The sequence below is a fragment of the Fictibacillus phosphorivorans genome (assembly GCF_001629705.1).
In the GTDB taxonomy this organism is placed as follows: Bacteria; Bacillota; Bacilli; order Bacillales; family Fictibacillaceae; genus Fictibacillus; species Fictibacillus phosphorivorans_A.
Genome location: NZ_CP015378.1, coordinates 162828 through 177096 on the forward strand (window position 1 = coordinate 162828; position 14269 = coordinate 177096).

The 14269-nt window shown below is 33.9% G+C and carries 8 protein-coding genes; 7 read left to right on the top strand and 1 reads right to left on the bottom strand.

What is annotated here, in order from left to right; translation table 11 throughout:
* Positions 1–192 precede the first annotated feature (192 nt).
* Positions 193–2772 carry an AAA family ATPase gene (locus tag ABE65_RS00910; protein WP_066390723.1) on the bottom strand — a complete coding sequence of 860 codons (2580 nt, stop codon included), beginning with the start codon at positions 2770–2772 and terminating at the stop codon, positions 193–195.
* A 162-nt stretch (positions 2773–2934) separates the two neighbouring features.
* Between ABE65_RS00910 and ABE65_RS00915 the strand changes: the two genes are divergently transcribed.
* The 7 genes from ABE65_RS00915 to ABE65_RS00945 all read left to right on the top strand — a co-directional run bounded on the left by ABE65_RS00915 (position 2935) and on the right by ABE65_RS00945 (position 14159).
* Positions 2935–3423 (top strand): hypothetical protein, encoded by a 489-nt coding sequence (locus tag ABE65_RS00915; RefSeq protein ID WP_066390724.1) that lies wholly within the window; start codon positions 2935–2937, stop codon positions 3421–3423.
* 296 nt (positions 3424–3719) lie between these two features.
* The gene (locus ABE65_RS00920) at positions 3720–4529 is read left to right on the top strand and encodes a heteromeric transposase endonuclease subunit TnsA (RefSeq protein ID WP_066390725.1); all 810 of its coding nucleotides are present in this window, start codon (positions 3720–3722) and stop codon (positions 4527–4529) included.
* Between the two features lie 16 nt (positions 4530–4545).
* Positions 4546–6720 carry a Mu transposase C-terminal domain-containing protein gene (locus ABE65_RS00925; RefSeq protein WP_066390726.1) on the top strand — a complete coding sequence of 725 codons (2175 nt, stop codon included), beginning with the start codon at positions 4546–4548 and terminating at the stop codon, positions 6718–6720.
* On the top strand, positions 6698–8392 hold the full coding sequence (locus tag ABE65_RS00930) for an ATP-binding protein (RefSeq protein ID WP_231887836.1): 1695 nt from the start codon (positions 6698–6700) through the stop codon (positions 8390–8392). The genes ABE65_RS00925 and ABE65_RS00930 overlap by 23 nt, the downstream gene beginning before the upstream one ends.
* Entirely contained in the window at positions 8361–10250 is a 1890-nt protein-coding gene (locus tag ABE65_RS00935) for a TnsD family Tn7-like transposition protein (RefSeq protein ID WP_066390728.1), read from the top strand. Before ABE65_RS00930 ends, ABE65_RS00935 begins: the two co-directional genes overlap by 32 nt.
* 257 nt (positions 10251–10507) lie before the next feature.
* On the top strand, positions 10508–12379 hold the full coding sequence (locus ABE65_RS22000; RefSeq protein WP_066390731.1) for an McrB family protein: 1872 nt from the start codon (positions 10508–10510) through the stop codon (positions 12377–12379).
* On the top strand, positions 12363–14159 hold the full coding sequence (locus ABE65_RS00945; protein ID WP_066390732.1) for a DUF2357 domain-containing protein: 1797 nt from the start codon (positions 12363–12365) through the stop codon (positions 14157–14159). Before ABE65_RS22000 ends, ABE65_RS00945 begins: the two co-directional genes overlap by 17 nt.
* Positions 14160–14269: the final 110 nt, after the last annotated feature.

Consider the following 14269-nt stretch of genomic DNA (forward strand, 5'->3'; position numbering starts at 1 on the left):
TTGACTAAAAAACACGAAACTCCAATTTATACAGCTGGTCGTGCTCTATTCTAGAAGATAGGCAGATCTTAAATATGGAATGCGTCCAGATGAATGTAAAGGAATTCTGTTGTGATTTATTAAGTGAAAGGGAATAAACCCAGAATTTCTATTAAGTAAACAGAGACGTAACCTAACAAAGGTTACGTCTTGTTATTTTGGTTTATTTTTTTTATAAAAGGAATCTAACTTTTGCAACTCCAGCTCCATTTCTTCTATGGATGGTGTTATTCTATCATATCCCATGGCCTCATCATGAACCATCGACGAAGAGACCGTCATCCCTTCGGTAACTGCTTGAATCATTTCCTCAGTAATTTCTAGACCAATTAAAGATTGGGTTTTAACTGTAGCATCAAACCGTTGGATTACACTTTTAAATAGCACTTCTTCAACAGCACGTTCCCATGCCTCTCTTAACAACATAAACCATTGTTTAACCTCTAGGTGATAGATAGTAGGATCTAGTTCGCTTCTTTTCCTTATAAGGGCAGGAATTTGATTTCGTAAGTAACCAATACGTTGCTTTAACTTCTGTGCTACCCATGGTAGCTCTTGACCAGCTATACCAGCTTGTCTGTCAATCCTACGAACGTTACAACAAATGTTTTGAACAGCATTTCGTTTGGCAAAATTTTGTAAGGTATATAAAAAGATAATATCGTGTGTAAAAACTATTACTTGTCTTTGCTTAGCCTCCTGAACTAAACGGCGTGCTACATACTCTCGTCTACCATGATCAAGCGAAGAAACAGGATCATCAAGTATTATTCCACCACCGTTATCTATAGCTGAAGTTTCAGCAAGGAAAAAAGCAAGAGATATTGCCTTCTGTTCCCCTTCGCTGAGTACCTCATTTAAACTTACTTTTGCATTTGAGTTCAGGTGAAGTTTGATCGTCGTTTTCCCTTTGACTCCTTTATTGTTTACATCGAATGAAATATGATTGCATCGCAACTCTTTCAATTCTTTTTCGATTTCTGTTTTAAAGTGGTCTGTTAAAAAAACACTCGAGAGCTCATTGTACTTTCTTGTTATTTTCGTTGTATCTAAGGCTTTCAACGCCTTTTCAAAGTTGAAATCATCTCGGCAAACTTTAACACAAAGGTGGACATCCTCTATACGATTATGAATCTCTTTCTTAGCCAACAACTCGTGTTGTTCTTCTTGCAGTTCTTTAATGTTATTCCTCTCCAAAAGTGACCTTAATCGTGCTACCTCGCCGTTTTTAACAGAAAGGAATTCCTCTATTTCAAATATAGGGCATTCCATCAATAATGGAGCAAGTTCTTGTGATAACGGTACATTTGACTCAGCTTGTAGTACAAATTTTTGAACCTTGAGTGCTGACACTATGAAATTGTGTAAAGGTGTATATAGTTCAATGCCCTCATCCTGCAAATAGTTTAAAAATGGTGCCGTTTTTATTCTTTCTAGAGGCAATGTTCTTATACGATTAATCATTGTTTTTCTTGTTTGATATCTTGTTTGTACTTCCTGAGAGATACTATCATTCATAAACTCTTCAAAGGTTTGCAAACGTATTTTTGCTTCAATTGATAATTCTTGCTGGCATAATACACATCTAGCTGTATCATCAGTATTAGGAAAAGCTTGAGCGGGATATGCGTCTAAATGATAGTGCTTTGCAGCTTCCCATAACCTTTTCCAAGGGTTCTCACCTACTTTTCCTAGTGGTTGGTTTGTAAAGGCATCTTTTGTAAGCACCTCAAGTGTGTCCTTATAATCTAGATAGTGCTGGTGTGTATTGATTAGATGTCCTATATTCTGACGAGATAATTCATGCTCCACATTTTTTAGATCTTCGAATAAAGCAGCTACATCCATAATAATACGTTCTAGCTCTCGTACCTTTCGCTGTGGGTTTTCCGTTGATAACATTTTTAGATCAGATTCGATTTCATCGAATCTTTTTTGATCTTGTTCTGTAAACGTACAATGTGTATGTATTTCATTTTTTTTGGTCTTGTGGGTTATGGTATTTAAAAACGTTCTTACTTTTGTTTGTTCTGAAACTGCGTTAAAGTCTGGTTTTTTTGCAACATAAGAATCCTTCTGTGTTTGGAGTTCCTGTTTAAGCCTTGTTTGATGTGTAGCTATTAAATCGAAAATTTTAAACTCTGATGGAATAAAAACGACTTCATTATCGTTTTGTGCGTAGATTCTAGCACAGTCAGTATCAAATATACTTATGGATGACAAAATAGATTCTGGCGATGTGTTTGCCTTTCGTGTTAACTTGGCCTCTGTACCGTCTTGCTTAATAAAATGAATATCTGCCGTACTAGTACTTTGGTTATCTTGATAGATATTTGGATGAATCTTGGTTTTGCTATCTACAGCTCTACAAGCTTGTTTTAAAACTTTGGCATAACTTGATTTACCAGCTGAATTTTCACCGTAGATAATGGTTAATCCATCTGCTGAAAATTCGATACCATGTTTAGGATCGATTGCCGAAACATTCTGGAGGTTGCCTAGCTTTGTTATTTTTACAGAGTTTCCTCTTGCTTTATTTGGAATGTGTTCTAATTCTAATAGGTTTGTATTTCCAACTAATTCTGTAAAACCGTGTTCATGTAACAAATTATGAAAAATTTCATTGTTTTCTTTAGCTTCTAAATTGCTTTTTTCATACAGCCTTCTCACTAAATCACTTTGCCAATTAGGCAGTGAAGAAGCCCATCCCCAAATTACATCATTGAAATTCACCGTAGTCCCACCTTTCGTCATTACCTTAACCCAATTAGATAATTGACTCAACCCTTAAATGTAAAATAATGTAACATAATGTAAAAAATATAAAAAATATATGTATTTACAATATAAGTTAGGATATATTGGTAATAAAATCTAAATGTATGGGGTTATCAAATGGCGATCTATATTGATAATGTAAGAAAATCCATCAAAAGGATAATAAAAAAAAATAAAGATTGGAAAGAATACAAGCGTATTGTAAGAGAGTCTTTAAAGAAGAAATATGGTGTAAAAGTAAAACCTAAAACTTTAGAAGATACTATTCTTCAATTTGTAGCTGGAAGAAAACCTAGGACTCATTACTTAGAAAGTTATTTATTAGCATTTGATACCTTATTTTATAATGGAGCAGCAGCGGCTATTCAAAACAAAGAAATGAAAAAACCGAAAAATTGGAGAGAGTTACTCATTACAATTACTGATGACCTTACTCTTCCTTCAGAAGCAATAAAGCATCTTGAACACGAAGAAATTCTGCTTCAGTTAAAAACTATGTTTTATAGATCTATTGTACATTGTAACAATAAAGATAAAGATGAGTTTGCGAGAAACCTACATAATTTTATTCAGTTCTTATCAATCAACAAATTTAATAATAAGTAAGAAAAAAATTCGTTATGAGAAATAACGAATTTTTTTTATGTAAGTGGTCGTATATAAATGACCTAATTGAATAAAAATAGAGTCAAAATGGTAAATCATATATTACCTACATATTATGATGAACCTTTTTTTAAAAGCAATAGTCTTTTAGGTAGAATCTCAAAAATAATTTTTCTATTAAATATATTATTCGGAATATATTTTTTGGTTGTTTTAGACCTAGAAAATATTGTGGAATGAAAAACTAAAGTAATCTCGGTTAGAGTAGTCATTGAAATTACAAAAGGAGCGGTTTAATGGCAAAGAGAAAAACAATTCTGACCGAAAAGAAAATTTCGGAAATGGAAAAAGAAGGTCGTGGTCAAGGTTCTGGAGAGTGTTATAAACCATGGATTAATATTCAGGACTTCCCTTCTCAAGGATTAGCCACAAGGGGAAAGGGTTGGAAAACCAACAGGATTCACCAATTCCTATCAAAACTTGAAAGAGACTATTTTTACGTTTTGGAATGGGATTCTTCTGTTGTTGATATACGTGAACAGTTCCCTTTAACGCGTGAAGACACTTTATTTATTGCTGGCCAGAAAGGAATAAAGCACCCAACCGATCCGAAATCAAATGTACCTATCGTGATGACAACCGATTTTCTGATAACGGTTGATAAACCATCTGGTGCTAAACATTTTGCTAGAACGATAAAACCATCAAAAGACTTAGAGAATGCAAGAACCATCGATAAGTTTGAAATTGAACGTTCTTATTGGACAGATCGAGGCATTGATTGGGGGATTGTAACCGAGAAGGAATTGCCAAAGAACCTTATCGAAAACGTTGAATGGCTGCATTCCTCTTATTTTGAAATAAACGCTATTACCCCCGAGGTTTTTGAAATGTACGTAAATCAAATGAAGTCTTTTATCAAAAAAGCAAACACTTCTATTGTCGAGGTAGCAGTTATGTTTGATCAAACTCATCAATTGGAGAATGGTTTTGGTTTGGAAATTCTGAAACACTTGATTGCTCGTAAGAAACTACGTGTTGATATCCATAAAAAGATACACACCCATCTTTGGATACAAGACATTTTCGACCCTGAAAGTATATAAGGAAAGAAGGAATATTATGTTTATCGTAAACGATGTATACCAAATTGAAGATGCAAGCGGCAGGGAGCAATTGGAGCGGATACTCTGGATAGATGATGGACATGCAGTCTGTTTTTGTATTGATCTTGAAAAGGAAAATGCTCTTCCTATAAAAAGAACAATATCTGATCTTCAACAATTACATGGTGAAGGACTAGTAACTTTAGTAAACGAGGAACCTTATCCGTTTATCTATCAGAGTGAAGAGTATTTTACAGAGAAAAACAAGGGGTTGCGTGATGAAAGATGGTCCAGTATCGAGAACATGGTTTGCAAAGAACCAGAAATCTATGAAAGTAAAAATAGAGGTAAATTCATCGCTTTAGCAATGAATGATACTGGTAAGACGAAACGCTTACTGTATAAGTACCTTACACAATTTTGGCAAAGAGGGAAGGTTAAAAATGCCTTATTGCCTGATTATCATAGGTCTGGTGGGAAAGGAAAAGAAAAGATTTTCAAAGGTAAGAAAAACGGGCGACCTCGGAAATTTGAGGCAGTTATCGGTGAAGGAATAGTAATCACGGATGAAATTAAAAGAGTTTTTGAAGTGAGTATCAAACGGTATTATCATACCACGAAGAAGAATCCACTATCAGAAGCCTTTAACTTGATGCTTAAAACATTTTTTGTATCTGATTATCGGTACGAAGATGGAGTAAGAAAGCCTATTTTACAAGCAGAGGACAAGCTACCCACTTACCGACAATTCAGCTATTGGTATAAAAAAACATTTCAATTGGAAGAAAAGTTACGTAAGCGAAAAGGTAATCGTAAATATGAGTTACAAGATCGTGCTGTTTTAGGTACTTCTGTTGGCGATCTATATGGTCCAGGGACCAAGTTTCAAATTGATGCTACTGTTGCAGATGTTTATCTTGTAAGCTCATTCCATCGAAACTGGATCATTGGTCGTCCTGTTATTTATGTTGTAATTGATGTTTTTAGCCGAATGGTGGTTGGGCTGTATGTTGGATTAGAAGGTCCATCATGGTTCGGTGCAATGATGGCTCTCGCCAATACTGCTAGTGATAAAGTATCGTACTGTAAAAAGTATGGAATAGATATAAAGAAAGAAGAATGGGATTGTCACTATCTACCTCAAACGTTATTAGCTGACCGAGGTGAACTAGAAGGGTACAACATCGAGCGACTTATATCTGCTTTTAATATGAAAGTTGAGAATACTCCTCCATATCGTGGAGATTGGAAAGGAATTGTAGAACAACACTTTCGAATTATCCACTCAAAAGTAAAACCTTTTCTCCCAGGTTTTGTGGATACTGATGTTCAAGTCAGAGGAGATCGTGATTACCGTCTGGATGCAACCTTAAACTTAGAGGAGTTTACTAGTATCATCGTTCGTTGTGTACTGCACCATAACAACCATCACTGGCTAAAGAATTACAATCAGGATGAGATGATGATTGAAGATGAAGTATCTCTTATTCCTCGTGATTTATGGAACTGGGGTATTCAAAATCGATCAGGTAAACTTCGATCATACCCTGAAAACATCGTAAAATTGCACCTCCTTCCTTCAGCAACTGCGAGAGTAACATACAAAGGCATTGAGTTTAAAAAAATGAGCTACAGCTGTGAACGTGCACTAAAAGAAGGCTGGTTCGGGGAAGCCAGACAGAAAAGCTGGAGAATATCAATCTGCTACGATCCAAGGGATATGACACATATCTACTTGCCTTCTGATGATGGTCAAGGATATGAGGTAGCTTCTTTACTTGATCATCAAAAAAAATACAATGGAAAGACGCTTGAGGAAGTTCAGTATTATCATGACTACGAGTTATTGAAAAAACAAAAATACAGTCACGAAGAAACACAAGAAAAAGTAGATTTAGCGAGTGACATCGAACACATTGTGTCACGAGCCAAAAAGTCCTTAAAACAAGAGGAAGTAAAGATGAGCAACGCTCAAAAAGTAAAGGGGATACGCGATAACCGCTCTATTGAAAAAGAGGAGAAAAGAAAAGATGAAGCCTTTTCACTCTCTGAATATATCTTCAATCCTTCTGATAACCAACTAGAAGATCAAATTGAAGAGAAGTCACCTACTAAAAACTTGTCAAAAGTGGAGTTGTTGAGACAAAGACAAAAGGAGAAGTTGCAACGTGTTCGAAACAACCAGCGATAGATGTTATACCCAACCTATGGTGGATGCTGTTTATAGTGAGCAAATTATCCAAGATTATAAAACTAATCCATTAATTGAAGCACTCCCACCCATCTTTACGGAAGAAGATGTGATTGAACAGATATCTGTACTACCTCCTTATGATGAGAAAGAAAGAAAACTTAATCCAAGCTATCGATTTCATTGTGTGCAACGTTTATTTCAATATTTTCAACCATTTGAAATCCATCTCGATCTCGAACAGCGAATCGCACGAGCAATTCGACAAGGATACATTAACCGTAACCCATTGAATAAAGAAGAAGTCTTAATGGTACACGAAAGCTATCAAGCCATAAAAGAAGGTAAATTTCTTAAAAGCTATCAAACACAAGCCAAAAGAACAGCTGCTGGATTTACCATTATCGGACTTTCAGGAATAGGTAAATCAACAGCAATTGAAAGAGTCCTATCGTTCTACCCTCAGCTAATCAAGCATCATGAATACAACGGGATACCATTTCATTTCACACAGATTAGTTGGCTAAAACTCGATTGTCCATTTGATGGCTCTTTAAAGGGGCTATGTATCAGTTTCTTTTCGGAATTGGACCGTCTGCTAGGGACGAACTATTTAAATAAGTTTGGCTCACAAAAAAACACAATGGATCTTATGTTGCAAAGAATGTCACATCTCTCTAGTTTACACGGGATAGGTTTACTCATCATAGACGAAATCCAACATCTGAACTTAAGTAAAAGCGGCGGTTCAGATAAAATGCTGAACTTCTTTGTGACGTTGGTGAACACCATCGGTATTCCAGTTATACTCGTGGGTACGAATAAAGCAGTATCTATTCTTCAAAGTGAATTTCGGCAAGCGAGACGTGGTAGCGGACAAGGAGATATGATTTGGGGACAGGTGCCCCAAAATGGGACATGGGAACTTTTTTTAGAGGGATTATGGGAGTACCAATGGACAAGCGAATTTACACCTCTCACTGCACAGATGAGTGATCTAATATATGACCAGAGTCAAGGGATTTTAGATATTGCGGTAAAACTCTTTATGCTCTCTCAAGTGAAAGCCATTTCAAATGAAGAAGAAAAAATTAGTGGAAAGATTATTAAGCAGGTGTCAAAAGAAAGTTTAAGATTGGTTCAACCGATGTTGCAAGCGTTACGTTCAGGAAATCCTAATGAAATTAACAGGTATGAAGATATTCGTTCGATTGATTTTGACGAAGAAATTGAAAAGTATAAAGCCTCCATCGATATGCATGAAAAGGTTCGTATCCAAAAAAAGTTACAAGAACAAAAACGGCAAAAGACTGAGCAAACTCTTATGGAAAGTGTTACATTGCAACTTTTAGATATGGATTTTGATCCAAAGAAAGTTGAACTTGCCGTTAAAAAGGTATTAAAAAAGGTGGGTGAGGTTGATAAACCCACAGTCCTAAGAGAAACTGTGAAGGTTTTGATTGAAAAAGAAGAGAATAATGAGCAAATAAAAAGGAAAAAGAAAAAATCGTCAGCGGAGATCAATTACCTTGGTCAGTTGATGAATGAAGCGAGAACACACAAAAAATCTGTTTATGAGTGGTATTTGGATAAGAATATTATAAAATCACCACTTGGTGAGTTTTGGAAGGATGATGAACATGCTGCTTTGGTTCCCAACTCCGTATCCTGATGAACTCCTTTACAGCGTATTTGCGAGATACCATGTTCGATCAGGTAATACGAGCCCTAAAATAACGACAGAGGAACTATTCGGAACACGCTCTATAAGGTCTGTATGGGATTTTCCAGCAAATTTAAATATATTACTGAAACGTCTCGGACCCTTTTGGAAAACAGATGATTTAATTCTGAAACATACCCTGTTTCCTTATTACGCTTCTTTCCTCTTGCCGAAACAAGCAGAAAAAGTAAAGAATTCGATGATCACGACAAAAGGAAGTACGATTCACACCCGTATAGGAGTAGCGGCAAGTAATGTGAAACAAAAAATAAATCTTTGGGTTTGTAGCAGTTGTATTGATGAGGATCTGGATGCGTTCGGTGAGACTTATTGGCACCGAACGCACCAACTTCCTGGTGTTTTTATCTGTCCAAAACATGAAACGGTTCTTGAAGAAACAGAAGTCTCAGTCAAAGCGAATAATCAACATGAGTATATCGCTGCTCTACCTTCTGTTGAAAGAAAAAAGGCGGATTTAGGGGACTTAAGTAAAGACGACATCTCCTTGTTATTAAGGATTTCTAAAAAATCAAAGAAACTTCTTGATGGCAATCATTTGCAAAAGGATAATAATACGATTCGAAACAAGTATCAGATTCTACTGAAACAACAAGAATTAGCGAGTATTAGTGGATTTGTAAAAAGAGAAAGAGTATACGAACGGTTTTCTTCCATGTTTTCGGACTGCTTTCTTAATTTATTACAGTCACCTGTTACGTATGAAGAAACAAATTGGCTGACAATGATCTTTCAAAAGCACCGTAAGTCTTTTCATCCAATTCGTCACATCTTGATCATGATGTTTTTAGAAACAGATCTAGATCATCTGTTTGATAAAGAAGAGTATCTACCCTTTGGAAAAGGTCCATGGCTATGTCTCAATCACACTTGTGATAAATATCAAAAGCGTTCAGTTACTTCATTAACGGTCACAAGATGTTACAACACAAAAAAACCTGTTGGAACGTTTTACTGTAAACATTGTGGGTTTGTTTTTTCTCGTAGAGGTCCTGATAGTGAATACACAGATCAATATACAATCGGTACAATAAAGGATTACGGAGCTACATGGAAAGATAGATTGAAAACGCTAGTAATTGAAGAGAATGGTTTGCATAGTATCGCCAAAGAAATACGTGCTGATATTGCCACTGTAAAGAGGTATGCAGCGGAATTAAATTTAAATGTTTCATGGGTGCCACCCAAGCTGAATACTAGCTCATCAAAGCAAAGTACAGAGGAAACGGATGCAATGTTACTTGTACAGAAAGAAAGATGGAAAGAGCTTCAACAGCAGTATCCAGAGAAATCTAAGACGGAATTAAGGGATTTGGCAAAAGATGTTTACTCTTATATCTACCGTTATGATAAAGAGTGGCTAAAAGTACACTCCCCCATTAAAAAAAGGCTAATTTCAACGTATCAACGTATAGATTGGGAATTAAGAGACAATGAATTATTAAAACAAGTAAAAGAAACGGTTCAATGTTGGGATCAAGAAGCGACCAAACCTACGAGGATTACCGTTAGTGCTATTGCTAAAAAAATCAACAAGCTCTCACTGATTCAAAAGAAGGCTAATAAACTGCCAAAAACAATGAAGTATATAGATAAAGTAACAGAAGATATCGTTGAATACCAAAAGCGGCGTGTAGAATTTCTCGTCCAAAAGAAAAAAGAAAATAACGAACCGATCATTGATTGGGAGATATACCGAGAAGCGGGGCTGCGGTCAACAGTTTCAAGTGAAGTAAAGAGGTTGATTGCTTTAAGGGTAACGGAATATGAGTCTTCCAAAAAATGTTGATATAAAAACACTACTAAAAAGTAGTGTTCATCCTAAGATAGTAAAAAGCTAGAAAACATTAAGTTTCTGGCTTTTTGTTTCAACTGTAGTTAAAAGAATGTATGCGATAAATGTGTAAGTTAAAACAAGCTGACCTTTTTTATTTTCTAAATATTACTAAAATTTTAAATAATATTTATTAAACGCAACATAATATTACAATTTTTGATAAAATAATTTACATAAAATAGAAAAGTTAAGGCTGAGGTGAAACAACTATGATAAGTACTAGAGAAGATATTGATGTTTTATTAGTAGGTGCATTTCCAACAGAACAAGAATTGGAAGGAGATCCACGAATTATAATAAATAAGCAAAATTCTATTCAATTTAGATTAAAAGTAATAAGTGAAGCACCTAGAGATTTAAGAAAACAGTTCTTTACATGTTACGGTTCACAGATTGAAGGCTGGGAAGATACACCGACATTAGACAAGGAAATTAGATTAAATAGATTTATTGAATATGTTGAAGACAAGGTATTTATTTTTCAACCACAGTTACGCCAAGAAGAAGGACGAACCCATTATAATGTATCAACTGCAAGATTTCCTATAATTAAAAATCGTCCTAAAAATGTTGGTGAAAATAGCAATTTTATTCCTATCCCATATGCAAATGATTACTCAACCTTTGAATTTGAAACAAGGTTACTTGAAAGTAGAACAATTGGAGAACTTGGAAAGTATCAAAATTATGAAACTCCTCAGTTTGTACTAAATGGAGAATATCTTTATGGAGAATTCTTAGACCATAAGCGTGTATCTACAGGATTAATATTGTTAGCTGATAAGATAAATAAATTAAAATTCCAACCAGATATTTACGAAGGATATGTTTTAATACATAAAGACATAGTATTTATTGACTCTGTACTTTGTCGTCAAAAGTTACCTAAATGGTTTGCAGAAAAGGGCAATACAGTAACGGGAGAAGTTTTATACCATCGTATGGAAGAGGACTATTCTCAAGACCCTAATCATGAGCATATAACATCATTTATTAAAGAAGGAGATTTTATTGAACATCTTAAAAATACTGTAACTCTTAATAACTTGTTTTATGATAAAAAGGAATTGACTAATTTTCATGTTGCAATTAAGACAGGCAGTTTAGTTTTATTAAGCGGAATGTCAGGAACAGGGAAGTCTAAATTAGTTGATATGTATGCAAAAGCACTAGGGATTTTTGAAACAGAGCAATATAAAGTGATATCGGTAAAACCAAACTGGACGGATGATTCTGACTTAATTGGTTTTTTAGACACACTTAATAATATTTATCGGCCAGCCGATTCAGGATTAGTTGATTTACTTATTGAAGCACAAGATAATGAAAACCATATATACTTAATTAACTTTGACGAAATGAATCTTGCTCGCGTTGAACATTATTTTAGTCAATTCCTAAGTGTATTAGAAATGGAAGTAGGACAAAGAAAATTATCTTTGTATAACCCAAAATTGAAGGATAAAGTTTTTAATAGTTCACATTACCCTCCTGAAATAGAGATTGGGGAAAATGTTTTTTTTACAGGTACCATTAATATTGATGAATCAACACATCAATTTTCAGATAAGGTTTTAGATAGAGCGAATTTAATTAAATCTAAAGTTACGACATTTGATACATGGATGGAAAATGCTTTTAAGCCTTTAGAAACAAGTAAATCAATACCAGTAATATCTTATAATGACTTTAGCAAGTGGAAAAATAGGGATAAGCAACCTGTTTTAACTAATGATGAAATTAATTTTTTGCAGGATTATCATGATGATTTACAAAAAGTTGATAGTATGTTTGGAATAGGTTATAGAATTATCGTACAAATAGATAAATATTTAAAAAATATTCCTGATACCACTTTGGTTACAAGAAAAGAAGCCTTTGATTATCAATTTGCCCAAAGAGTATTACCAAAATTAAAAGGCTCTGAACAGCAACTAGAGAAAATTTTAGGGAATTTGAATGCTAAAGGACAATTATTTGATTGGCTTGATATTTATACAACAGTAAGTGACTTTACCATATCAAGACAAATACTTGAACAAAAGTTAAGGGAGCTTATTTATCATGGGTATACCTCTTAATGAAATACCCTTTACTATAGAATTTTCAGTTCACAGTTTTGGTTCGGGAGAAAATAAGGAATATATAAGAGATCTAGTAACTACTTACGCTAACAGTGAAATAGAGGCAAAGGTAGATCCTCTAGAAAAACTAGTCGAATTCAAAGAAATATTCGTTAATTTTAAAAGCAACAGCAGTAATTACCCAGAGGATGCAGCCCTTTACATTGATGGAATAGACGTATTAGAAAATTTACCAATAGATGAAAACGAGATAACTTACATACCACCAAATCAACATATTAAATTATTTAATTATTCTTCGGATGGAGGCATTAATACACCATGGATTCCTGGATGTTATAGGATATCTGTAAAATGGGAAAATAAATACTATTATTCTATAATTAAAATCTTTCCGAAGAATATGTCAGAGGATTCACTGGATATAATGAGGCTAGATTTAGAAAATGTCGCAATGGGACTTGCAAGGGGCCTGTTAAGAAGAAAGAAGTCAATAAGCAGAGCTATGAATCATTTGTCTATACCAGAATCTTCACTAGATGGTTACTTTTATTTGAAAACAAGGGAAAGAAAATTATTTTTCTATCTTGATGAAATAATTAATAGTCCCTTACATGATTTAAATAAAAAATATCAAGTCAGACCATTCCATAAGGTTACAAAAATTAATAATAAGACAAATAAGTGGATGCAAAGCGATAAGGGGATTTTTTATAATTCAGGAGTTGTAAATAAACCTACTATGCTTTTAACCCCTGTAATAAATATTGATAATAATACAACAGCAAATCTTTTTATCAAATATTTTTTGGAAGAATTTATTATTACTTTGAATAAAAGTATAGTAATTTTAAATAAAATTAAAAAATATTATGAAAATAATATTATACAATCGTTCAATATAAATGAAAAAAAGATTTATCAAAATGCATATGACGAAACCATAAATTTATTAAATGACGTTGTAAGGTTAACAAGAAAGATTAGAAAAATAACAAATAACAATTTCTTTATAGAAATTAAGAGACCAATAACATATAGCAAAATACCCTTAAGTATAACTAGAGACAATAGATATAAATTTATTTATGAAACATATAAAGAAATTAAAACAAACATTAAAGTAGATGTTAAAGCACTTTATGACTTCCAATGGAAATCCTCAGATCTAATATACGAATATTGGTGCTATCTAAAAATAATAGAAACCTTAATTGAAATGGGATATAAAGCAAAAAACGGTTGGATTTTCGATTTAAACCATGATGATAAAATCTTTTTACCATCGATTCCAGATGGAACCTGTGTACTTCTTGAAAAAGACAATTCAACGGTAAAGGTATTCTTTAATCAAAGGTTACCGCTTTTTCCAAAACAAGCTAAGGAAATGCACTCTCCAATATGGAGTAGATCACCAAAAAATAAACCCGATGTGCGTATGGATGTCTATCTCGCCCAACAACAAGGTACCCTTGTCTTTTCGCATTCACTTATTTTTGATGCTAAATATCGTCCTTCAGATCAAGTTTGGAACCTTAGTAGAGCTAAGACTCCCAGAAGGACAGAAGCAATGTTTCAATTAAGTGAATACGTTAATAAAATCGTTAGTACAAATAGCAACTCAAACGTGGTTAAAAAGGTAATTGCGATTTGTCCAACGGATTTAAAAAACAATAAAAAACATTTACACGATGAAAATCATAATGTCATATTAGTTAATCTTTCTCCAGGCGATACAAATGACTCCATTTCTGAAGTTATTAGACTTTATCTTTAGCTTAAAAATGTAATCAACAAGTTTTATTAATAAACTAGAAGTTAAAATTTTTAAACTATAAGTGGTAAAATATCAAAACCCCATTTCCAATTTGGAAATGGGGTTTTTAA

What these genes read in the sequence shown, in the direction of transcription:
- ABE65_RS00915 (WP_066390724.1), top strand. Translation starts at nt 2,935, where the DNA reads ATGGCGATCTATATTGATAATGTAAGAAAATCCATCAAAAGGATAATA.
- ABE65_RS00920 (WP_066390725.1), top strand. Translation starts at nt 3,720, where the DNA reads ATGGCAAAGAGAAAAACAATTCTGACCGAAAAGAAAATTTCGGAAATG.
- ABE65_RS00925 (WP_066390726.1), top strand. Translation starts at nt 4,546, where the DNA reads ATGTTTATCGTAAACGATGTATACCAAATTGAAGATGCAAGCGGCAGG.
- ABE65_RS00935 (WP_066390728.1), top strand. Translation starts at nt 8,361, where the DNA reads ATGCTGCTTTGGTTCCCAACTCCGTATCCTGATGAACTCCTTTACAGC.
- ABE65_RS22000 (WP_066390731.1), top strand. Translation starts at nt 10,508, where the DNA reads ATGATAAGTACTAGAGAAGATATTGATGTTTTATTAGTAGGTGCATTT.
- ABE65_RS00945 (WP_066390732.1), top strand. Translation starts at nt 12,363, where the DNA reads ATGGGTATACCTCTTAATGAAATACCCTTTACTATAGAATTTTCAGTT.